22 protein-coding genes and 1 other RNA gene are annotated in these 20,412 nt (G+C 50.8%); 17 read left to right on the plus strand and 6 right to left on the minus strand.

The genetic code is table 11. The features are described 5' to 3' along the window. Positions 1–320 precede the first annotated feature (320 nt). The 7 genes from VF260_12510 to VF260_12540 all read left to right on the plus strand — a co-directional run bounded on the left by VF260_12510 (position 321) and on the right by VF260_12540 (position 6,039). Positions 321–1,871: a DEAD/DEAH box helicase gene (locus VF260_12510; protein ID HEX7058001.1), complete on the plus strand. Its 1,551-nt coding sequence runs from the start codon at positions 321–323 to the stop codon at positions 1,869–1,871. A gap of 42 nt (positions 1,872–1,913) precedes the next feature. Then, positions 1,914–2,711, plus strand: coding sequence for a DUF624 domain-containing protein (locus tag VF260_12515; protein HEX7058002.1), 798 nt, complete (start codon positions 1,914–1,916; stop codon positions 2,709–2,711). A gap of 47 nt (positions 2,712–2,758) precedes the next feature. After that, positions 2,759–2,941, plus strand: a non-coding RNA gene (gene ssrS / locus VF260_12520) — 6S RNA. 37 nt (positions 2,942–2,978) lie between these two features. Further along, complete coding sequence (gene fsa, locus VF260_12525) at positions 2,979–3,635, plus strand: fructose-6-phosphate aldolase (GenBank protein HEX7058003.1); 657 nt, start codon at positions 2,979–2,981, stop codon at positions 3,633–3,635. A gap of 127 nt (positions 3,636–3,762) precedes the next feature. Beyond that, entirely contained in the window at positions 3,763–4,440 is a 678-nt protein-coding gene (sleB, locus tag VF260_12530) for a spore cortex-lytic enzyme (GenBank protein ID HEX7058004.1), read from the plus strand. Between the two features lie 87 nt (positions 4,441–4,527). After that, positions 4,528–5,562 (plus strand): Gmad2 immunoglobulin-like domain-containing protein, encoded by a 1,035-nt coding sequence (locus VF260_12535; GenBank protein ID HEX7058005.1) that lies wholly within the window; start codon positions 4,528–4,530, stop codon positions 5,560–5,562. A 90-nt stretch (positions 5,563–5,652) separates the two neighbouring features. Continuing rightward, the gene (locus VF260_12540; GenBank protein HEX7058006.1) at positions 5,653–6,039 is read left to right on the plus strand and encodes a DUF1499 domain-containing protein; all 387 of its coding nucleotides are present in this window, start codon (positions 5,653–5,655) and stop codon (positions 6,037–6,039) included. Between the two features lie 68 nt (positions 6,040–6,107). On the opposite strand, the gene tpx is transcribed toward VF260_12540, so the two are convergent. Further along, on the minus strand, positions 6,108–6,626 hold the full coding sequence (tpx, locus tag VF260_12545; protein ID HEX7058007.1) for a thiol peroxidase: 519 nt from the start codon (positions 6,624–6,626) through the stop codon (positions 6,108–6,110). A gap of 93 nt (positions 6,627–6,719) precedes the next feature. Between tpx and VF260_12550 the strand changes: the two genes are divergently transcribed. The 5 genes from VF260_12550 to VF260_12570 all read left to right on the plus strand — a co-directional run bounded on the left by VF260_12550 (position 6,720) and on the right by VF260_12570 (position 11,750). Then, positions 6,720–7,334 (plus strand): rhomboid family intramembrane serine protease, encoded by a 615-nt coding sequence (locus tag VF260_12550; GenBank protein HEX7058008.1) that lies wholly within the window; start codon positions 6,720–6,722, stop codon positions 7,332–7,334. 98 nt (positions 7,335–7,432) lie between these two features. Continuing rightward, on the plus strand, positions 7,433–8,215 hold the full coding sequence (locus VF260_12555) for a hypothetical protein (GenBank protein ID HEX7058009.1): 783 nt from the start codon (positions 7,433–7,435) through the stop codon (positions 8,213–8,215). Between the two features lie 31 nt (positions 8,216–8,246). Continuing rightward, a complete protein-coding gene (locus VF260_12560; protein HEX7058010.1) occupies positions 8,247–9,212 on the plus strand; it encodes an FTR1 family protein in 966 nt (321 codons plus the stop codon). Between the two features lie 61 nt (positions 9,213–9,273). Beyond that, positions 9,274–10,824 (plus strand): hypothetical protein, encoded by a 1,551-nt coding sequence (locus tag VF260_12565; protein HEX7058011.1) that lies wholly within the window; start codon positions 9,274–9,276, stop codon positions 10,822–10,824. Between the two features lie 20 nt (positions 10,825–10,844). Beyond that, on the plus strand, positions 10,845–11,750 hold the full coding sequence (locus tag VF260_12570) for a LysR family transcriptional regulator (protein ID HEX7058012.1): 906 nt from the start codon (positions 10,845–10,847) through the stop codon (positions 11,748–11,750). A gap of 52 nt (positions 11,751–11,802) precedes the next feature. Here the strand turns inward: VF260_12570 and VF260_12575 are convergent, their stop codons facing one another. From VF260_12575 to VF260_12585, 3 genes are all read right to left on the minus strand, one after another. Further along, the gene (locus VF260_12575; GenBank protein HEX7058013.1) at positions 11,803–12,486 is read right to left on the minus strand and encodes a zinc metallopeptidase; all 684 of its coding nucleotides are present in this window, start codon (positions 12,484–12,486) and stop codon (positions 11,803–11,805) included. 18 nt (positions 12,487–12,504) lie between these two features. After that, positions 12,505–12,939: a MerR family transcriptional regulator gene (locus tag VF260_12580; protein ID HEX7058014.1), complete on the minus strand. Its 435-nt coding sequence runs from the start codon at positions 12,937–12,939 to the stop codon at positions 12,505–12,507. An 80-nt stretch (positions 12,940–13,019) separates the two neighbouring features. Beyond that, complete coding sequence (locus VF260_12585; protein ID HEX7058015.1) at positions 13,020–14,312, minus strand: MFS transporter; 1,293 nt, start codon at positions 14,310–14,312, stop codon at positions 13,020–13,022. 151 nt (positions 14,313–14,463) lie between these two features. On the opposite strand from VF260_12585, the gene VF260_12590 reads away from it, so the two are divergent. Next, on the plus strand, positions 14,464–15,000 hold the full coding sequence (locus VF260_12590) for a TlpA disulfide reductase family protein (protein HEX7058016.1): 537 nt from the start codon (positions 14,464–14,466) through the stop codon (positions 14,998–15,000). Between the two features lie 145 nt (positions 15,001–15,145). Here the strand turns inward: VF260_12590 and cimA are convergent, their stop codons facing one another. Next, the gene (cimA, locus tag VF260_12595; GenBank protein ID HEX7058017.1) at positions 15,146–16,768 is read right to left on the minus strand and encodes a citramalate synthase; all 1,623 of its coding nucleotides are present in this window, start codon (positions 16,766–16,768) and stop codon (positions 15,146–15,148) included. 149 nt (positions 16,769–16,917) lie between these two features. Between cimA and queF the strand changes: the two genes are divergently transcribed. From queF to VF260_12610, 3 genes are all read left to right on the plus strand, one after another. After that, positions 16,918–17,277 carry a preQ(1) synthase gene (gene queF / locus VF260_12600; GenBank protein HEX7058018.1) on the plus strand — a complete coding sequence of 120 codons (360 nt, stop codon included), beginning with the start codon at positions 16,918–16,920 and terminating at the stop codon, positions 17,275–17,277. Further along, positions 17,261–18,490, plus strand: a complete 1,230-nt coding sequence (locus tag VF260_12605; protein HEX7058019.1) for a DNA polymerase IV — start codon at positions 17,261–17,263, stop codon at positions 18,488–18,490. The genes queF and VF260_12605 overlap by 17 nt, the downstream gene beginning before the upstream one ends. A 151-nt stretch (positions 18,491–18,641) precedes the next feature. Then, positions 18,642–18,878, plus strand: a complete 237-nt coding sequence (locus tag VF260_12610; protein HEX7058020.1) for a ferredoxin — start codon at positions 18,642–18,644, stop codon at positions 18,876–18,878. Between the two features lie 79 nt (positions 18,879–18,957). Here the strand turns inward: VF260_12610 and VF260_12615 are convergent, their stop codons facing one another. Continuing rightward, positions 18,958–19,092, minus strand: a complete 135-nt coding sequence (locus VF260_12615; GenBank protein HEX7058021.1) for a hypothetical protein — start codon at positions 19,090–19,092, stop codon at positions 18,958–18,960. 132 nt (positions 19,093–19,224) lie between these two features. On the opposite strand from VF260_12615, the gene VF260_12620 reads away from it, so the two are divergent. Then, positions 19,225–20,322 (plus strand): quinone-dependent dihydroorotate dehydrogenase, encoded by a 1,098-nt coding sequence (locus VF260_12620; protein HEX7058022.1) that lies wholly within the window; start codon positions 19,225–19,227, stop codon positions 20,320–20,322. Positions 20,323–20,412: the final 90 nt, after the last annotated feature.

Raw genomic sequence — 20,412 nt, forward strand, 5'->3', positions numbered from 1 at the left:
GGGGATCAGAAACGTGTTGAAGCCGAAAGCGATCAGCGCGGCGCCCAGAACGGATGCGGCATAGCCGATCGCATGATGCAGGATGGAAGGAAACTTGCGGGCCATTTTTATTCCGCCTTTCACAAAGCGCGTCCATGAAAAAAATTGTATCATGATAGCCGAAAGGTTACAAAAATATGAAATCGGCCGAATAAAGTGGAAACATCAGAAACAGATGTGGTATACTACTAAAGATATTCTTGGGCGCAACCGGTATTTTCCTGTTGGTTTAGGGAAATGCTTTTTTTTGGCTTCAAATAGAAAAAAGGAGTATGAAGAAGTTGACAACATTTGCAGATTTAAATCTCGAACCAAAAGTACTTAGAGCCATAAAAGAAATGGGTTTTGAGGAGCCTACCCCCGTGCAGGAAAAAACGATTCCTGTCGCCATGGAAAAACGCGATCTGATCGGCCAGGCGCAGACCGGAACCGGCAAAACGGCCGCTTTCGGCATCCCGCTCATTTCGGGCATCGCCGCGCGGGAAGAGCGCATCGTCGCCTTGATTTTAACGCCAACGCGGGAATTGGCCATTCAGGTTTCCGAAGAAATCGGCAAATTGGGCAGATTCAAAGGAGTTCGCACGCTGCCGATCTACGGGGGACAAGACATTTCCCGACAAATCCGCGCGCTGAAAAAGAAACCGCAAATCATAATCGGAACCCCTGGGCGGCTGCTGGATCATATCCAACGCAAAACCATCCGCTTGGATGATGTGCAAAGCGTTGTTTTGGACGAAGCGGACGAAATGCTCGACATGGGCTTTCTGGACGATATCCAGGCCATTTTGCAGGCGGTTCCCGCCGAACACCACACGATGTTGTTTTCGGCGACGATGCCGGAGAACATCAAGCTTTTGGCCAAACGGTTTTTGCGCGATCCCGCGCATATTTCCGTCGTTCCCAAACAAGTTACCGTCCCGCTTATTTCGCAATCCTATATTGAGGTGCATGAGCGGCAAAAATTTGAGGCGCTATGCCGCCTGCTCGATATGGAGTCGCCGGAGCTCGCTATCGTATTCGGGCGCACAAAACGCCGCGTCGACGAACTGGGCGAAGCCTTGCAAAAACGCGGTTATTCCGCCGACGGTTTGCATGGCGACCTTTCGCAGCATCAACGCGACACCGTGATGCGCAAATTCCGCGAGGGCAGCATCGATGTTCTGGTTGCAACCGATGTGGCGGCGCGGGGACTTGACGTTTCCGGCGTAACGCATGTAATCAATTTCGACCTGCCCCAGGACCCGGAAAGCTACGTGCACCGGATCGGCCGAACCGGGCGCGCCGGGAAAGAAGGCGCGGCGTGGACGTTTGTCGCCCCGCGGGAAATGGATCATCTGCGTTTTATCGAAAAAATCACCAGGCATCGGATCACGCGCAAACCGCTTCCGTCGATTGCCGACGCGATGGAAGGAAAGCAAAAAATTATCGCGGAACGGCTGTTGGAAGTTGTCCAGAATAATGCGGCGAGCGAATATAAAGGTGTTGCCATCCAATTGCTGGAACAATACGATTCCGTACAGCTTTTGGCGGCGGCATTAAAGATGCTGACAGGCGAAAAAAAAGATGTCGAGATCGAATTGACGCCGGAGAATCCGTTGCCCGTGAAGCGGCGCAAGAAAGACTTGTCGCTTTCCGGCAAACGCTATTTCGGCTCCAACCAAAGAAACGCATCGTCGCGCATGACCGGCGGCTCTTCACGCGGCAAATATGTCTTGGGCGGCAAACCGGCCGGAAAATCATATTACGAACGAAAAAGCGGCGGCAAAAACTTTTCGTCCGGCAGCGTGAGCAAAAGAAATGTTTCCTATGACGCGGATGACGCGAACGATTGACGGCCGGGTCACGGTCGAAACTTTCGGGAAGGGGCGAACAACATGGAAATGAGAGGCCTGATGGGCGGTTTTTACCGATTATCGGAGTGGATCATGCGATTTTCCGTAATCAACCTGTTATTTTTGCTTTGTTCATTGCCTTCGATCTTCTTTTTGCTGTTAATGTGGGGAGCTTATTCCGCCGGATCCGCCCAGGCCAACATCGACACGGCGAGAATGTCGGTGCTGTTGGCCATGGCGGTGGCTCCCTTCTCCACCTTTCCCTCAGCGGCGGCCATGTTTACGGTTGCCCGCAAATGGGTGATGAACGATTTGGACGTGCCGCTTTTCAAAACCTTTTTTAAAGGGTTCAAGGAAAATTACAAACAGAGCATGCTTGGCGGCTTGTTTTACGTTATCCTGTTTGTGGTGGCCTATATCAACATTGAATTTTATAAATCGATGAACAGTTTGGCCAGTGCGCTCTCGATATTATTTCTTGTCTTGATCGGGTATTTGGCGGTATCGCTGTTCCAGTTTTTTTCCTTGATGGTGCATATTCAATTGACAACCTGGCAGTTGCTTAAAAACGCGCTGCTTGTTACGATCGGCAGGTTATTCACATCGCTGGCGATGGCCGCAACCGCGGTGGCCGCCATTTATGTCAGCGTGATGTTTAACTTTTTCCCGATCGTGTTCTTCACCTGGAGTGTAATCGCTTACGTTACGTTTTTGCTTTTTTACCGCATGTATACGAAGATGCGCGAGCGTGTCGAGGCGGAAAAAGCGGAAAACAGTGAAATTAAGGGCGGGCAATTGGATGATGCGGCCGGTCTAACAGAGCATGACGGGCAAGGATGATTATGGAATTGCGTTTACTTTCGCTCTCCCCAGGGCTATAATAAAAAAGAAATCTGCGATGTGCGTTGCGGTTTGTCTAAGTTTTGAACCAATGACAGTTTCTTGGGAGCCTTATATTTCGCTATGGCTGCCACGCCCCCAAAAGGGGAAGGCAAAAGTGGCGCTGCGGGCACCCACCTGCGAGAGCGGGTTCAGAAACGCGAAAACCGGACGGCATATGCGGGTTTTCATACATAAGTACGCTTCGAAACCGAGGAGGAGAAAACCGTGCAAATTTTCATTGATACCGCAAATGTGGATGAAATCCGCGAGGCGCATGAAACTGGCGTGATCTCGGGCGTTACCACCAACCCTTCGTTAATAGCCAAAGAAGGCAAAGATTTTTTTGCCACCATCCGGGAAATAGCCGGAATCGTCGGCGACCTGCCAATCAGCGCCGAGGTTATCGCCTTGAAGGCGGATGAAATGGTCGAACAAGGGAAAAAATTGGCGGAACTGGGGCAAAACATCGTCATCAAGCTGCCGATGACGGAAGAAGGCTTGAAAGCCGCCAACCGCTTTAAAAAATTGGGCATTAAAACAAACGTGACGCTTGTTTTTGCTTCCACACAAGCTTTATTGGCGGCGCGAGCGGGCGCGACATACGTATCTCCGTTTATCGGCCGTCTTGACGATATCAACCAGGTCGGCATGAATTTAATCAAGGAAGTAAGCGAAATATTCCAGATTCACGGAATCGACACCAAGATTATTTCCGCAAGCGTCAGACATTCCACGCATGTGATCGAAGCGGCAATGCTTGGCGCCGATATTGCCACGGTGCCCTTTAAAGTGATTCGCCAGATGATGAAACATCCGCTTACTGATGCCGGTATCGAGCGCTTTTTGGCGGACTGGAAGTCTGCCGGTTTGAAGTCGTTTTGAAGCGTGCATAGTTCTGTTGCGCCGCCCCCATACTAAGGTAAATGAACGGGTTCCTTAGATGGGGGTGTTTGGTTTTATGCGCAAGAGAAAATTTTTGCTGCGGCTTTTTCTGTTGTGTTTAACGGCTATGCTGGTTTTGCCGATGGCCGCGCCGCGGCAATTGTATTCGTTCAGCAAGCAAATTCTGGTTGTCGGCTCCCGCGGGGATGATGTGTACGAACTGCAAGGCAGACTCTCGTATTTGGGCTACTACAAGGGTAAAATCGACGGCCGATTCGGTTGGCAGACCTACAATGCGGTACGCACTTTTCAATGGAGATTCGGACTGCGCAAGGTGGATGGAATCGTCGGGCCCAAAACAAAATTAATGCTGTGGAAAGCGACAAAAAACTGGCGCCCCGGGATGGGGACAACGGCCGGAAGTTATACTTCCGCAAGTAGTTCGTCATTCAGCAAGCAGGATGTCACGTTGCTTGCCAGAGTTGTTTACGGCGAAGCTAGAGGAGAACCGTATATCGGCCAAGTGGCGGTGGCGGCGGTTATATTAAACCGGGTAAAAAGCCCGTTGTTTCCGAATACGTTGGCGGGCGTCATTTTCCAGCCGGGCGCTTTTACCGCCGTAGAAGACGGGCAAATTTGGCTTACGCCCGACAAAGATGCATATAAAGCCGCCACCCAGGCAATCTCCGGCTGGGACCCTTCCGGCGGAGCGCTGTACTACTTCAATCCGAATACGGCGACATCTTCCTGGATTTGGTCGCGGCCGCAAATCAAGCGGATTGGCAACCATATTTTCACAAAGTAAATGGTTTTTGCAAAATCAGCGCAACTTTTCAGGCCATTTTTGCGTCATTTATGACATCGCTTACAAATTTTACGATGGGGGATTCTAATGGGGAAATTTCGCGCTTTTATTCTAGGGGCGGTTGTCGGCAGCTTATGTGTCGGCGGAGCGGTTTATGCGGCAAACGGCATCCGGATTGATGTGTCGATCCCGAATCTCACCTACTGGCTGGACGGGCAGAAAATCGAATCCAGCCTCGTGTCGGACGGAAAATTTGCTTCCGGAAGCGAAAGTGTGCCGCTCACGATGCTGTACAAGGGAACCGCTTATGTGCCATTGCGCTTTATCACGAATTCGTTGGGAAAAGAAGTCAAGTGGGATAAAGAAAATAATCGCATGTTGATCGAGACGGTCGCCAATGTTCCGTTTGTGACGGTTCGCCCGGATGGCGCGCCGGAGGAAGTAAAACAGTGGGTGGAACGATCCAAGGATAAATGTTTGGGGCAATCGATGGTTGTCGGCGGCGACACTTACTTGTTGGTAACCCGCGGCGAAGAAAGTTCCGGCGGTTACAGTATCAAAATCGTTGCAGTCCGGCAATACGCGGATCGCTATGTTGTTGTGGTCAAATTGGCTGATCCGCCGAAGGGAAGCGTCGCGACACAACCGATGACTTATCCGACCGCGCTGGCAAAAGTAAACGGCGTATTGGCGAAAGACATTGTTTTTATGGATTCGTCCGGCAATCCGTTCCCGCAATTGGTCGGTTTGCCCAATATTCCGCTAATTTTTGCCCAATCGGCGAATATCGTTTTGTTTGCCCCTGTTCAAGCCGCGGATCATGTCGAGTTTCGCGGCATGGCCCGGGCTTTTGAAGGCATGCTGAACTATCGCATCATAACGGACGACGGCGCCGTATTGGCGGAGAAAGCTGTGCAGGCAAGCGCCGGCGCGCCGGATTGGGGTTATTTTTCCGTCTCGGTTCCGACCGCTTCTGTGCAGCAAGGTTCAGGCATGCAATTTTACCTGTTGAGTCCCAAGGATGGTTCCATGACGGAAGTTGTGAATTATTCTTTTCAGCAAATAAGCGGCAATCGGGTCGGTTTTCGGCCCGCTTTGGATGTCAGGGATCCGGCGGCGTAAGGTTTTTCTCATGCGGCAAACGTGTTATACTGAGATATAACTTTAATTTAACAACTTATGGATAATGGCATTTCCGGGGAGGTAAACCGTTTGCTGAAACGTACATTGATCGGCATTTTCAAAGGCTTTGAAACGACGGGGGAAAATGTGAAAGATCCACTTTTAAAAACGCGTTACTACAAATTGCCGCGCGACCAGGTTTGGCAGAAGGTGGTCGATCACCTGAAAAAAAAGCGCGGCTACAAGGTTCTGCATGAAGTAAAAAACGTCGGAGAAATTGTGGTGGAGGGCAAAACACCGTTCGGCCGCACGCTCGATATCACGTTGACGTTGTTCGCCATTACGCCGATGAAAACGGCAATCGACATCTATTCCGCATCCCGCGGCTCGCTCGGAGACCTGGGAGCGAATTACCGAACCATCATGAAACTGTATGCGGACTTTGACAGATTGTTCAACGATGCGCGCATCAAATAAACGGAAAAAAGGCGCAAACTGCGGAATTTTATCCGGCGGTTTGCGCCCGTATGTTGCATTTGTATGCGTTACACAATCGCTTTGACCGCGGCGATCGCCTTGTCGTAATCGGGATGTTCCGTCATTTCCCGCAAATATTGCACATAAGTGATTTTATTCTGCTCATCGACGACAAATATCGCCCGCATCAAAAGCGCCAGTTCCTTGATGAGAACGCCGTACGATTCGCCGAATTTTCTTGTTTTATAGTCGGACAGCGTTACGACCTTATCAATGCCTGCCGCGCCGCACCAGCGGGATTGCGCGAACGGCAAGTCAACGCTGACGGTGAGAATGGCCACTTTATCGCCGAGGTTCGCGGCTTCCTGGTTGAATCTGCGCGTTTGCGCGTCGCATACTTCGGTATCGAGAGAAGGCACTACGCTGATCAGCTTTACTTTTCCGGCGTAATCCGCAAGCGATACCTCCGTCAGCAAGTCTTTATTTAATTTAAAGTCGGGAGCGGCGTCTCCAACTTTCAGTTCCGGACCCACTAATGTGATCGGGTTTCCTTTCAGCGTCGCCACGCCTTGTCGCTCGTTTGCCATGAATTTTTCCTCCTTAAATTTGCCTGTGCCGGCAAATATATTGGGTTTATTTTTGTTTAATAAACATTCTAGATTGAATGAGGGAATTTTGCAATGGTGTTTTTACGTTATGAGAAATTCAAGGATTATATTCGTTTGTATCCCGTCACTACCCTGATCCTCCTTGCCAACTCGCTGGTCTTTGTTTTGCTTGCGATAAATGGCGGATCAACGAACCTGGAAACGCTCGTCCGGTTTGGCGCGATGGTGAACGTTCCGCCGTTTAACGGGGAATATTGGCGCTATTTTACCGCCATGTTTTTGCATATTGGCGTCGAACATTGGCTGTTCAACAGTTTTGCGATCTTCGTTTTTGCGCCACCGCTCGAGCGAATCATGGGCAGGTTATCCTATTTGGCGCTCTACATCGGCAGCGGGCTTACGGGCAATCTGACAAGCGGGTTTATGAACGCTTCCGCTGCGCACGGGATTGTTTCCGCAGGCGCTTCCGGCGCTATCTTCGGGGTATATGGCGCATATATCTTTATCGGGCTGTTCCGCAAGCGGCTGCTGGACAATCAATCGCGCAAAGTCATAGTCATCATTTTGCTCGTCGCGGCGGTTTATTCGCTTATTGTCCCCAATGTCAATCTGGCTGCCCACCTGGGCGGTTTCATCTGCGGTTTTGCCGCTTTTCCGCTGCTTTTTCCCGCCAGGCATGAAATGTGAACAATTTGTACCGGCAAAGGTTGATTTTTTAATTGAAAATGATTATCATTAACAGTGACAATTGATATCGATTCTCAATTAGGATCGGAGGATGCAATTTGCAGAAACTGAAAGCAGCTGTCGCGCTCATATGCTTAATCGTCATGATCACGCCGCAAACGGCATTTGCTTATTCATACGGCGATCCGAACAAGGAAGAATTGGCTGAAGCCTATAACACAATTGCGGCGAAAATTGAACGCGAGCCTGCGGATTGGGATGGTGCGTATGCGCTGCTCACGGAATTCAAGGGAGAAATCGCGCTTCATTTCGGCGATGACGTTGAGCAGGAGCTGGAGCGGGATTTTCAAGCGAAAAATCGCGATCTCGCGCTGAACAACTATCAGGGATTGCTTGTTTTGAACTTGCTGCGCAGGTTTACATCAGCCGAGCAGAGTATCGATGATTACGCCCAGGCCAAGTTGCTGTTGGCTAAAGCGAGAGGAACATTTCGCGTATTGTCGCCCTTGTTGGCCGCAAAATCGTCGCCCGAGACAATTGAGAAATTGGACGCCGCTTTTGACAAAACCATTTTGGCGCTTGGCAATCCGGGATTGTTCGGTGTCGGGAAAAAAGAAAAGAATCCTGATGAGCTGAAAAAGCAAATTGATATTATTTTAGGCGAAATCACTCCGCATTTTGCTTTTCTGATAGACGGAAAACCCATTTCGTTTCAGAAGTATGCCGGCAGTCATCATGTGCCGGAAGGAGCGGCTTCCGCAACGGTTGGAAACAATAAAGAATCGAGAGTCAATCCGTGGGTGAGCGTGTCTGTTATCGGCGGTGTGCTGGTCCTTATGGCATTGGGCCTTTGGCTTGCCAAGAAAAACAGATTGTTTTAGATCGAGCATCGGGTAAAGGAGACCAGGCGTTATGGAATTTCCGCAGTTTTCGGCATTTCTGATCACTCTGCGTGAAGCGCTTGAGGCACTTTTGATCGTCGGAATTATTTGCACGTATTTGATCCGGATCAACGCCAAACAATATTTGAAATGGGTCGCGTTCGGATCGTTGCTGGCCATATTCGCAAGCCTTGTGGTTGCTTATCTGTTTCAGGTTGTCCTCTCCGGCTTCGGGGGTATGCTTAGCCAGACCTATTTGCGCGCCGGGATCATGTTTGCGTCGGCGGTGCTCTTGACGCATATGGTCATTTGGGTGGCCAAACAGGCGCGCGGCACACAGAACCGGGCGGAAGCGAAGGTTGAAAAAATCGTATCGTCGGGCAGCTTCTGGAACATGACGGTGCACTCATTCCTCGTGGTGCTCAGGGAAGGCGTCGAAACCGTGTTTTTCTTTGCCGCCATTTCCGCCGGAGACATCGGCAAAGCGTTGACCAGTTGGGGAGCGCTGGCCGGAATTATCGCCGCGTGCGCGATTTCGTATGTTTTCTTTAAGGGAACGAGGAAGATTCCGTTGTCCGTCTTTTTTAAAGTTACCGGTATTTTCATCATTTTTATCGCCGCCGGGTTGATTTCCAACAGTATCGGCATGATGCAAGACATGGGGAAACTGGGCAGCGTTTATATGACCAAGGGCGGACAAATCGGAGAAGTTTACAATCTGGTTTCCATCTTGCCGGAGCACCCGCAGGATGAGTTGCATTATATTCGCGATCACGGCAAAGATACGCTCATTAGCGGCAACGTTGGCGTATTCCTGAATTCCATGTTCGGCTATACGCAAAATCCGTCCGTCGAGCAATTTGCGGCTTACTGGATCTATTATATTGTTACGTTCTTCTTGATGCTGTGGATCAGTAAAGTGGAAGCGAGAGAGCGGGAAAAAAAGAAGTCGGCTGAACACGGTGTTTTGCATGTCAAAAAATCGTTGGCGGGCTAATCTTGCATGGAAGCGGCATGAAGCTTCGTTTCTCTGTCTTCTATTTGCCGGGAATTTCCTGATGCATATCGCATTTGCCGGAAATCGGGCATCGTCATGGGATGAAGCGGATTTTGCGCTCGCTGTCGAGCGCTTCGATCTTTTGGCGATGCAGCCTCATTTTCCCGGTTATCCGCTGTTTGTTTTTCCCGCCATGCTGTTAAACACCCTGGGCTACAGCCCGGTATCAAGCCTGTCTTTTCTCTCCGGCTTATGCGGCGCCTGCTCGGCGGTATTGCTATATTTGCTTGTTAAACGATTGGCGGCTAAGCATTGCAGCATTGGCTTGGCTGTTTTTTGTGCGGTTTTATTTTCCTTGCATCCGGCCTTGTTTCTCACAAGCATTCAGCCGATGTCGGATGCGGCAGGTCTTATGCTTGCTTTACTCATGCTGTGGATTGCCGCTTTTGCCGTTGGCGAGACGCGGGAGCGGACATTGTTTGCCGTTTTGCTGCTCGGCATCGTCTGCGGCGGGTTGCTGCTTGGCGTACGTTTGTCCTATTTTCCGCTGTTGTCCGTGCTTTTTTTTGTATTGGCAAAATGGCTGCGCTGCCGCGCGCCGGCTCGGTTAAAACTGTTGAAATTGGGCGCGGCGCTCTTTATCGGCATCGGCTCCATCGCGCTTTGGCTGTTGCCGATGGCGCGTACGGAAGGCGGTTTGGTTCAATATTTCGCCCTTGGGAAAGCGTTTACGGAAGGGCATTTCGCCGAATGGGGCAATACGCTTGCCGAACAAGCGCAGGCGCTGCCAGCCATCATACTGTGGCTGAAAAAGCAATGGGTGGAAGTCGGGATAGGCGGCGGGTACATCGCGGCAAACTTTCCGCGAATGACGGAATATCCGTTTGCCTGGCTGCATGGAATTGCCGCGGCGGCAGCCGTCGTCGTTTTGCTCATGGCCTGGTTGCTGCCGCTCTTTGCGCCAAGGGCCAGGGTGCGGATGTTTGCCAAAGAAGCCAACATCGTCCTGGCTTTATTTGCGCTGCCCTATTTTTTATGGGTTTTATTTGGGCAAAATTTGGGGAAATGGCGTCACTTGCTGCCGCTGTATGTCATTCTGATTGTTGCCGTCGCGGTCTTGTTGTTCCGGCTGCGGCGAATAGGAAAGCCGCTCGCGCTGGCCTGCATGCTGGTCTTCGCGATCCTGTGGGCTGCGCAAACAGCGGTTACCGTCGCGGAGTTTCGCGCCGGTCAGCCGGTAAACCGCTTGTCCGATTATGTTCGCGAAATGTCCGCCCGGCAACATGTTGTGATCTTCACATGGGAAGAGAAAAGAGTGTTGGATTATGAAAAATCCGGCGCCGAAGCGGTGATGGTCAAATCGTGGAACGTGTTTGCCGAATCTGTCCGATTAAGGCAAGGAACCGCCGACAAAATACTGGTTACCAATTCGGTTATTAACGGTTTTGCTCCCGAAGTGCGGAAAAAGCTTATGCCGCACTTGCGCCTGTTGCGGACATGGCGGACAAATCCGTTGCTTGCGCCCGATTATGACAATCTCGTCCTGTATGAGTTGAAAGATCATAAAGACAAATTGGACTGTATTGGATATAATAGTGACGTTTGCGACTAACTTGATCCGGGGAGAGTAAATTGGAAATCAGACAATTGCAATACTTTGTAAAAGTGGCAAAAATGCAGCATGTAACGCAAGCATCCGAAGAATTGCATGTCGCCCAGTCGGCGGTGAGCAGGCAAATCCACCAGTTGGAAGAGGAGCTCGGGGTCAGCCTGTTTGTGCAAAAAGGGCGAAATCTGCATCTCACGCCTGCGGGGAAGCTATTTTTGGCGAGAGTGGAACAGTTGCTAACGGATCTTGAAAAAGCGGTCATGGAAGTGAATGATTTTTTGGACCCCGAATTGGGGGAAATTCGGATCGGTTTTCCGCACAGTTTGGGCCTGAATTTGGTCCCGCTCATCGTTGCCGATTTCAAAAAGCTGCATCCCAACGTGAAATTCCGGTTTCGCCAAGGAAAATTTTACAGCCTGATCGATGATGTCATAAACGGCGAGATAGATCTTGCGCTTATATCGCCCTGTCCGCTCAACCACGATCGTATTGCCGGCGACGTTTTGTTAACGGAAGAAATGTTTGCGATTTTGCCGCCGAATCACCCGCTTGCAGCGTGCGAGTCGATCCGTTTGGCTGAGTTGAAGGACGATTCGTTTATCCTGTTCAGCAAGGGGTACTCGTTGCGCCCGCTAGTGTGGGACGCTTGTTTGCAATCCGGCTTCACGCCCAAACTTGCGTTTGAAGGCGAGGAGACGGACACCATTCGCGGTCTGGTGGCGGCGGGGATGGGCGTAAGCGTTTTACCGGAGTCGGCTTTGGCCGGCGTGAGCCCGCTGCAGCCCGTAAAAATAAAAATAGCCGAGCCCAAAGTATCGCGAACGATCGGCCTCATTCGCCGCACATCCGACAAGCTTCCGCTGGTTGCGGAAATATTTCGCCGTTTTCTGATGGAACATTTTGAAGCGGAAAAAAACAAGCTTTCCTGATTGGCAGGAAAGCTTGTTTCAGTAGGAGCGGTTAATCTGATTTAATCTGCGGTTAATCGCGCCGGTCCAAAAAGATCATGACAAACCGCAGCAGTTCCATCAGCGCGACAAGCGTGGCCGCAACATATGTCAATGCGGCGGCGTTCAGCACTTTTCCGGCGCCTTTTTCTTCCTGGGTCGTGACAAAGCCTTGCTGCACCATGATTTTCCGGGCGCGCGAGCTGGCGTTGAATTCCACCGGCAACGTAACCAGTTGGAATGCGACCGCGGCGGAAAAAAGCAAGATGCCGATTCCGATCAAATCCGCGAACCTGAGCAAAACCCCGCCGAGAATCAGAAACGGCGCGGCTCCCGACGCCAGATTGGCGACCGGAACCATCCGATGGCGCAACACCAGCGCGGGATAATGAACTTTGTGCTGGATGGCGTGGCCGACTTCATGGCATGCGACCGATATGGCGGAAATCGAGCTTTCGCCGTATACGGGTTCGGACAGATTGACGACGCGCTTGATCGGATCATAGTGGTCCGACAATGAGCCCGGGACCGGTTTCACCGGCACATCATACAAGCCGTTTGCGTCAAGCATTCTTCGTGCCGCTTCAGCCCCGGTCATTCCGGAGGAGACGCGGACTTCCGACCATTTATTGAAAGTTCCGCGCACCCGAAAAGAAGCCCACATCGAGATGGCGATGCCCACTAAAATTAATAAGTCCCATTTTGTGCCAAAAAACATATTTTCCCTCAGCCCCTATCAAGATATTGGTCCTTGGCCCAAGAAGATGAATAACGCTTCGATGCAAGCGACGGTTTGCGGCGTTATTTTTCTTAGCATCGTTTTGACCTGCCTCGGCTTTAATTGCGCGATCAGCGGCCGGATTTCGGCAACTTCATGTTCCAGTTGCTCAAGGCGTATTTGCAACGTGGCGATCTTGTCCGCTATTTCTTCCGTGCCGCCGATTTTTCCCCATTTCGCCAACAACTCTTTGATTTCTTCCAGAGAATATTTCTCCTGTTTCAATTTCTCAATACGTTTCAGACGGGCAACGGTTTCGGCACTGTATAGACGGTAGTTTGTCGGAGAACGTTTTGCCGGACGAATCAGGCCGAGTTTTGTGTAATAATCGATCGTGCGCTGGCTTACATTCGCCATGCGGGCCAATTCCCCGATTTTGTACAATTCGTCCATCCTGACACCTCTTTTGTTTCAAAATCGCTAATTCCATCATACCGCGACGAAACCGTACAGTCAAACGTGATGCTTCTGTTTCATTGTATTTGTTTGTCGGGCTTGATCAGGAAAAATACGAAGCAAAGAGTGATGAAGGCAAGTGCGGAAACGGTGATGAATATCGTTTGGTGGGAGATCTCCATCAGCCAGCCGAACAGCGGCGGGCCGAACGCCACCCCCAAAAAACGCAAACTGCTGTAAAGCGAAGTGATCATGCCCCGTTCCTCTTTTTGCACAGATCCGGTGATCATGGTATTCAGGCAGGGGAGCAGCAATCCGGTGCCAATACTGCTTGCCGTCAACAATCCGATAAAAACGTAGATATTCTGGTAAAAAAAGATCGTCAAAGCCAGGGAAACCGTCATGACCGCAAGTCCGATATTAATCAGCCACCGCATCAGAATGCCGTTCTTTTTGATGACGCTGCCAGTCACGTAAGACGTCGTCACCATGCCCATCAGCGGAATCGCCAAAACAAATCCTTTCAGTATGCCGTCAATGCTGTATGGTTTCTTTTCCAAAATATCCGAGAGATAAAAAAGTACGCCGAATAAAATAAACAATGCCAACGATCCGGCAAAAAACGCGGTAATCAGCCAACGCCCTTTTTGCTTTAACACCTTGGCGACGGTGCGGGCGTATTGTTTGAGCGGCGGCGCGTGTTTTTCCTTTTTCGGCTCCTTGATAAACCACAGCAAAAACAAAAGCGAAAGTACGCAGAAAAAAGGAAAGGCGAAAAACGCGGCGTACCACACCAACAATGCAAGCAGCGCTCCCAAAATCGGGCTTAAAACTTTACCCGTGCCGTTGGCCGCCTCGGAAAGACCGAGCGCCTTGCTTTCGGTTCCGCCTTTGTACATATCGCCGACCAGCGCCATAGCGATCGGCGCTGTCCCTGCAGCGCCCAGACCTTGAATTGCCCGGGAAATAATGATGACCCAATAGGAGTCCCAAACTGCGCCGAATCCCGCCAAAATACCGGCACCGCCGTACACTACGAGCGAGGGAACGATCACGGTTTTGCGGGAAAACCGATCGGACAAATAACCGACAACGGGAATAAAAACGCCTGCCGTCAATGAAAAAAGGGTGATAACCAGGCTGGTTTGAAATTGGTTTAGATCAAGCGCGCTTTTCATTTGGGGAAGTATCGGGACAAGCATGGAATTGCCGAGAACAAGCACAATCGGAATGGACGAGATCGCCACGAATTCGAGAATTTGTTTTTTGCCGCCGCCCTTTTCTTTGGCGTTTTGCTCATGTTTAAAAACGGGGCGGGGACGCGCTCCGCCTCGGAAATAAAAGCGCGACTTGCGCGTACGTGTCTGCATTTTCCACGACTCCTCAATCGTTTGCTGCTTATAATGTTCCCCCGGAACAGCTCCTCTATAAGACGCCAGGGCGTTGGGTTGGATTTTTAACGCGGTTCGCGTTATGATGTTATAAACAGATTGAAAATCGAATCGGGAGTGCAGAAAGGCAATGAAAAAAAACGTAATCATTTTGGCGGCGGCAATCCTGTTGGTTTCCATTGCCGTATACCAAAATATTTCAAGCAGCCAAAGCAAAGATGCGCAAGCGCTTGAAGCGGCGGCAAAACCGGGCTTTTTGGCCCCGGCATTCAGCTTGCAGGATATATCGGGCAAAAGTTTTACCGTCGGCGGAGAGCGGGACAAACCGCTCGTCGTTAATTTTTGGGCTTCCTGGTGCGACCCGTGCAAAGCGGAAGCTCCCCACCTGGTTGAACTGTACAACCGATATCAAGACCGGTTTGATCTGTACGCGGTTAATGCGACGCAGCTTGACACGCAGGAAGACGCGGAGAAGTTTGCCAAACAATACGCGTTTCCTTTTCCGGTGTTGCTTGATAAAAAAGGAAAAGCGATCGATCTGTACCAGATTGACGGATTTCCGATCAGCTTTTTGATCGATCGGCACGGGGTCATTCAGGATATGATTGTAGGGCTGGTGTCACCGCAGGAAATGGAACGGAAAATTACGGCGTTGTTTCGCCTGTAATCTGTTTGCCGCAAAAAGGGCCTTCCGATTTCGGAAGGTCTTTTTTGCCTGTACGCCACGCGAAGCGAACCAGCGCCATAACGGCAAAAATGCCGTTATGGCGCACCACGCGGACGAATCGGCGCCGATAACGGCAGCTAACAGCTTAGTGGTTGACAAGCCCGATTTGCGCGCGCTGCCGTTCGGGATGCGGTTTGACCCGTGTTTTTCCGAGCAGCGCGTAGCGCATACTGTCGATGAGCGCTTGCCAGCTGGCTTCGATAATATTTCCCGAAACGCCGACCGTGCTCCATGTATTTTCCGCATTTGTCGATTCAATCAACACGCGGACTTTCGCGGCGGTCGCGTCCTTTTCGTCCAGCACCCTGACTTTGTAGTCGGTCAGATGCATATTTTGGATATCGGGATAAAATTGCACCAAAGCTTTGCGCAGCGCGCTATCCAGCGCGTTTACCGGCCCGTTGCCTTCCGCGGCGGTGTAAACCGTTTCGCCGTGCACTTTTAATTTGAGGATCGCCTCGGAGACAACAGATTGGTTGGACGTTTTTTCCACGATAATTTTAAACGATTCGAGCGTCAGCACTTCTTCGATCGTGTCGTCGACAGCCTGCCGCAGCAAAAGCTCCAATGAAGCGTCCGCACCGTCAAATTGGTAGCCCTCGTGTTCAAGCTCCTTGATTTTCTGAATAATGTTTTTGGCTTTGATGTTTTCTGCGTTTAAATCGATGTTGAGTTCCTGCGCCTTAAACAACAGATTGCTTTGCCCGGCCAGTTCGGAAACGAGCACGCGCTGCTTGTTTCCCACCAGGTCGGGAATAATATGCTCATAAGTTCTGGAGTGCTTCAAAATAGCCGAGACATGGATGCCGCCTTTATGGGCGAAAGCGCCTGTTCCCACATAAGGTTGGTTGTTCGGCATATGCACGTTGGCGATTTCACTGACATAGCGCGCCACGGACGTTAACAAACGCAACTGGCTTTCGTCAACGACATGGTAGTTCAGCTTCAACTGCAAATTCGGAATGACTGACACGAGGTTGGCATTGCCGCAGCGCTCGCCGAAACCGTTGATGGTGCCTTGCACTTGTCTCGCTCCGGCTTTTACCGCGGCCAAACAATTGGCGACGCCCAATTCGCAGTCGTTATGCGCATGGATGCCGACCGGAACAGACAATTTTTCGACGACGGTTTTTACAATCCGATAAATATCCTCGGGCAACGTGCCGCCGTTCGTGTCGCACAAAACGACCCAGTCGGCGCCGGCTTCCTCCGCCTTAAGAATGGTCGCCAGAGCGTACTCGGGATTGTTGAGATAACCGTCAAAAAAATGTTCGGCGTCATAAATGACTTCCAGACCGTTGCTTTTCAGAAACTTTACGGAATCGTAAATCATGTTCAAATTTTCTTCCAGTGTAGTTTCCAGCGCGGTCGTTACGTGAAAATCCCACGATTTTCCGAAAATCGTCGCTACCGTTACCCCTGATTCGATGATGCGAAGCAGGTTGGCGTCATTGGCGGCGTCGGTACCTTTGCGGCGCGTGCTGCCGAATGCGGTGATTTTGGCGTGTTTCAACGACAGTTCCTGTACTCTTTTAAAAAACTCGATGTCTTTGGAATTGCTGCCCGGCCAGCCGCCTTCAATATAATGAATGCCTAACGTGTCAAGCTTACTGGCGATTTTTAATTTATCTTCGACCGATAAACTGATGCCTTCTCCTTGCGTGCCGTCGCGGAGAGTTGTGTCGAAAATTTTGATCGATTCGGGCATGGATGGTTCTCCTTTATTGTTAAATATTATCACACTATTATAGCATTACTGCAGGCAATTGTGGATAGGTATTTCGCGCACTGTTTTTCTTGACCGCACAAGGGCGTCGAAGTAAACTCTATGTGAGAGTTTTTAGAGGAGGAATCAAGATGCCAACGAAACCTTCCAAAACGTTGGAGGCAGTTCCGAACCCGCATCCGGGGCGCATTTATGAAGTGGAAATCGAATGCCCCGAATTTACCGCGCTTTGCCCGGTTACCGGACAACCGGATTTCGGGACAATTATATTCAAATATATTCCCGGACCCTACATTGTAGAATTGAAATCATTGAAGCTTTATTTATGGAGCTTCCGGGACGAAGGGCATTTCCATGAAGATGTCACCAACCGGATTTTACTGGATTTTGTTGAACAAATTAAACCGCAAAAATTGCAAGTTATCGGCAAATTCAACGTGCGCGGCGGTATTTATACGACCGTAAAAGCCGAATATGAGCAGGAAAAGTGATTGGTATCCGGCCAAAGGCAGAGTGATTCTGCATATCGATATGAACGCTTTTTATTGCTCGGTGCATGAGGCGGTGGAGCCCGCAAAATATCGCGGCAAGCCTATTGCCGTTGCCGGCAGCGTCGAATTGCGCCGGGGCATAATCGTCACATCGTCGTATGCCGCGCGCAAATTTGGCGTGCGCACCGGCATGCAAGTGCGCGAGGCGCTGAAGGTTTGTCCGCGGCTCATCCTGATTGAGCCTGATTTTGCTTTATACCGAACGTTTTCTCACGGCTTCCGGGCTATCGTGCATGAATATTCTCCCTTGGTGGAAGTTGTCTCCATCGATGAGTGCTACGCGGACATTACCGGTTCGTCCCAATTCGGCACGCCGCTGGAAATCGCCGAACAAATTCAGCGGCGCATCGGCGAAGAATGGTCGCTTCCCTGCTCCATCGGCATTGCTCCGAACAAGCTACTCGCGAAAATGGCTTCCGATCTGAAAAAGCCGAACGGCATTACCGTATTGCGTCTGCGCGATGTGCCCAAAGTGTTATGGAGCAAGCCGTGCGCCGAATTGTTCGGGATTGGCGAGAAGACGGCAGCCAAACTGCGACAATTGCACATTCATACGATCGGCCAATTGGCAACCGCCGAACAATCTTTGCTGATCAAAACATTCGGTGTACACGGGATCTGGTTGAAAAAAGCGGCTAACGGCCGGGATGACGACCCGGTCCGCGCCGACCGAACCATCAGCAAATCGATCGGACACACGACTACGCTTCCCCGCAATATGGACAACTTGGCGGATATCCGCCGTGTGCTGTTGAACCTTGCCGATCAGGTGACGCGAAGGCTTCGCCAGCAAGAGCTTGTGGCCGGGACCGTGCAAATCGTCATCCGCGATCCGCATATGAAAACGGTCACGCGGGCGGAAACGCTGCCCGCGCCTACGGAACATGCCGATGACGTGTACAAAACCGCGGTTCGCCTGTTTGAGCGAACGTGGCGCCCGGATAATCCGGTGCGGCTGCTCGGCATTACGCTGCAAAATTTGCGGCTGCGGAAAGACGCGCCCTTGCAACTTGACCTGTTTGCTTACGAAAATCAGCCGAAGAAAGAAAAACTGACGCGTACGCTGGATGCGATACGCGACAAATTCGGCGAGGACGCGATCCTGACAGCCGGCATGTTGGAAGACGACCCGCGAAAACCGGACAAGGGCTGATTCATCCGATTCATCGCCAAATGCGGACCTTTTTATCCGAAATTGAGAACGGTTGATTGCCAATTGGCATTTGAACTTTGCCCGGGATTATATTATATTGGTATAAGAATTCAATAAATAACTGTTTCTAACTTTTAGGGAGGTTGCATACATGGCAAAGTACACATGGGTCGACAAAGAGACCTGCATCGCTTGCGGCGCTTGCGGCGCGACGGCTCCTGATATTTATGACTATGATGACGACGGATTGGCAGAAGTGATTTATGACGGCGACAACAATCGTGGGGTGACGGAAATTCCCGAAGATCTGTGGGATGACATGCAAGACGCCCATGATGGCTGCCCGACCGAGTCGATCAAAATTGCCGATACACCGTTTAACAAGTAATATAAAACCGGTATGGCGCACAAAGGACCTGGACAAACGTTCAGGTCTTTTTTTCGCGGTTATAGAGGATTCAATTCCGTTATATTTCAAAAATAAGCAGTAGCGACAAGACGACCACGATGCCGGCAAAGATGGAAGCCACCCAAATGATCGCCTTTTTGTTCACTTCATTTTGCTTCGTCCGATCATAATATGAAGTTTTTTTATTGGCCACTTTTCTCAACCTTCCTCCAAAAAATGATACCGGTACAAACTACTCTCAGTATATCACATTCGCCTGCTACTTTCATTTTCTCGCGGAAAAAGCTAAACTTAAGCGTAGAGAAAAACGGGAGTGAGATTTTCGATGCTGTATCGCAAATTGGTGAAACCGCTATTGTTTCGGATAGACCCGGAAAAGATCCACAACAGGACGATTGCGGGACTGCGCCTGGCCGCAAATGTTCCCGGGGTTTTGCCGGCAATGCGGGCCATTTGCGGTGTGCAGGCGACCCGCAAACTGGCCGTGGACGTTTTCGGCTTGCATTTTCATAATCCCGTAGGGTTAGCCGCCGGACTTGACAAGAACGGCGCGGCGATACCGGCGTTTTCTTCGTTTGGGTTCGGATTTGTTGAAGTCGGCACCGTCACGCCCAAACCGCAGCCGGGCAACGAGTTGCCCCGGTTATTTCGGCTGCCGGAGGATGAAGCGCTCATTAACCGCATGGGATTTAACAACGCGGGGGCGCAGGCGCTGGCGGAGAAGATGCGGGCATTGCGCATCAGGCCGGTTCCTGTCGCCATCAATATCGGAAAAAACAAAACGACGCCCAACGAACAGGCTGTGAACGACTATCGCGCCTGCATCGACACATTGTATGAATACGGCGATTTTTTCGTGGTAAATATCAGTTCTCCCAATACTCCCGATTTACGTAAACTGCAATACGGCGATTTTTTGCAAACGCTGCTTAATGCCGTTGTGCGGGAAATGCGCCGCAAAGCCGGAGACAGGCCGGTCAAACCGGCGCTCGTCAAAATCGCCCCGGATGTTGCGCCGGACGAATTGCAACTGATGGCGGAAACGATTGCGGCAAGCGGCATTTCCGGCATCATCGCCACCAATACAACCGTTGCGCGCCAGGGGCTGAAAAGCGGACACGCCGCGGAAACGGGCGGGCTGAGCGGGAAACCGCTTAATAAACGTTCGACGGAAGTCATCCGCGCCTTATACCGCGCGACAAACGGCAAGTTGCCGATTATCGGGTCCGGCGGAATCTTTACGGCGGAAGACGCTTATGCGAAAATCAGAGCGGGCGCAAGCCTGGTGGAGGTATATACCGCCCTCATCTACCAGGGCCCGGGCATCGTCAAAAAAATTAACGCTGGATTGCTTAAGCTCATGCAACAAGACGGCATTCATCATATTTCACAGGCGGTTGGTTTGGACGCCATGGCGGAATAACCGCAAAAAACAACCCCTTAAAAAATGGAGGGAAAACATGGACGTACGTGACTGGGGGAAGTTTTTGCTTCCATATGAACAAGCGGTTGA

This window comes from Bacilli bacterium, from assembly GCA_036381315.1.
GTDB lineage: Bacteria > Bacillota > Bacilli > Paenibacillales > KCTC-25726 > DASVDB01.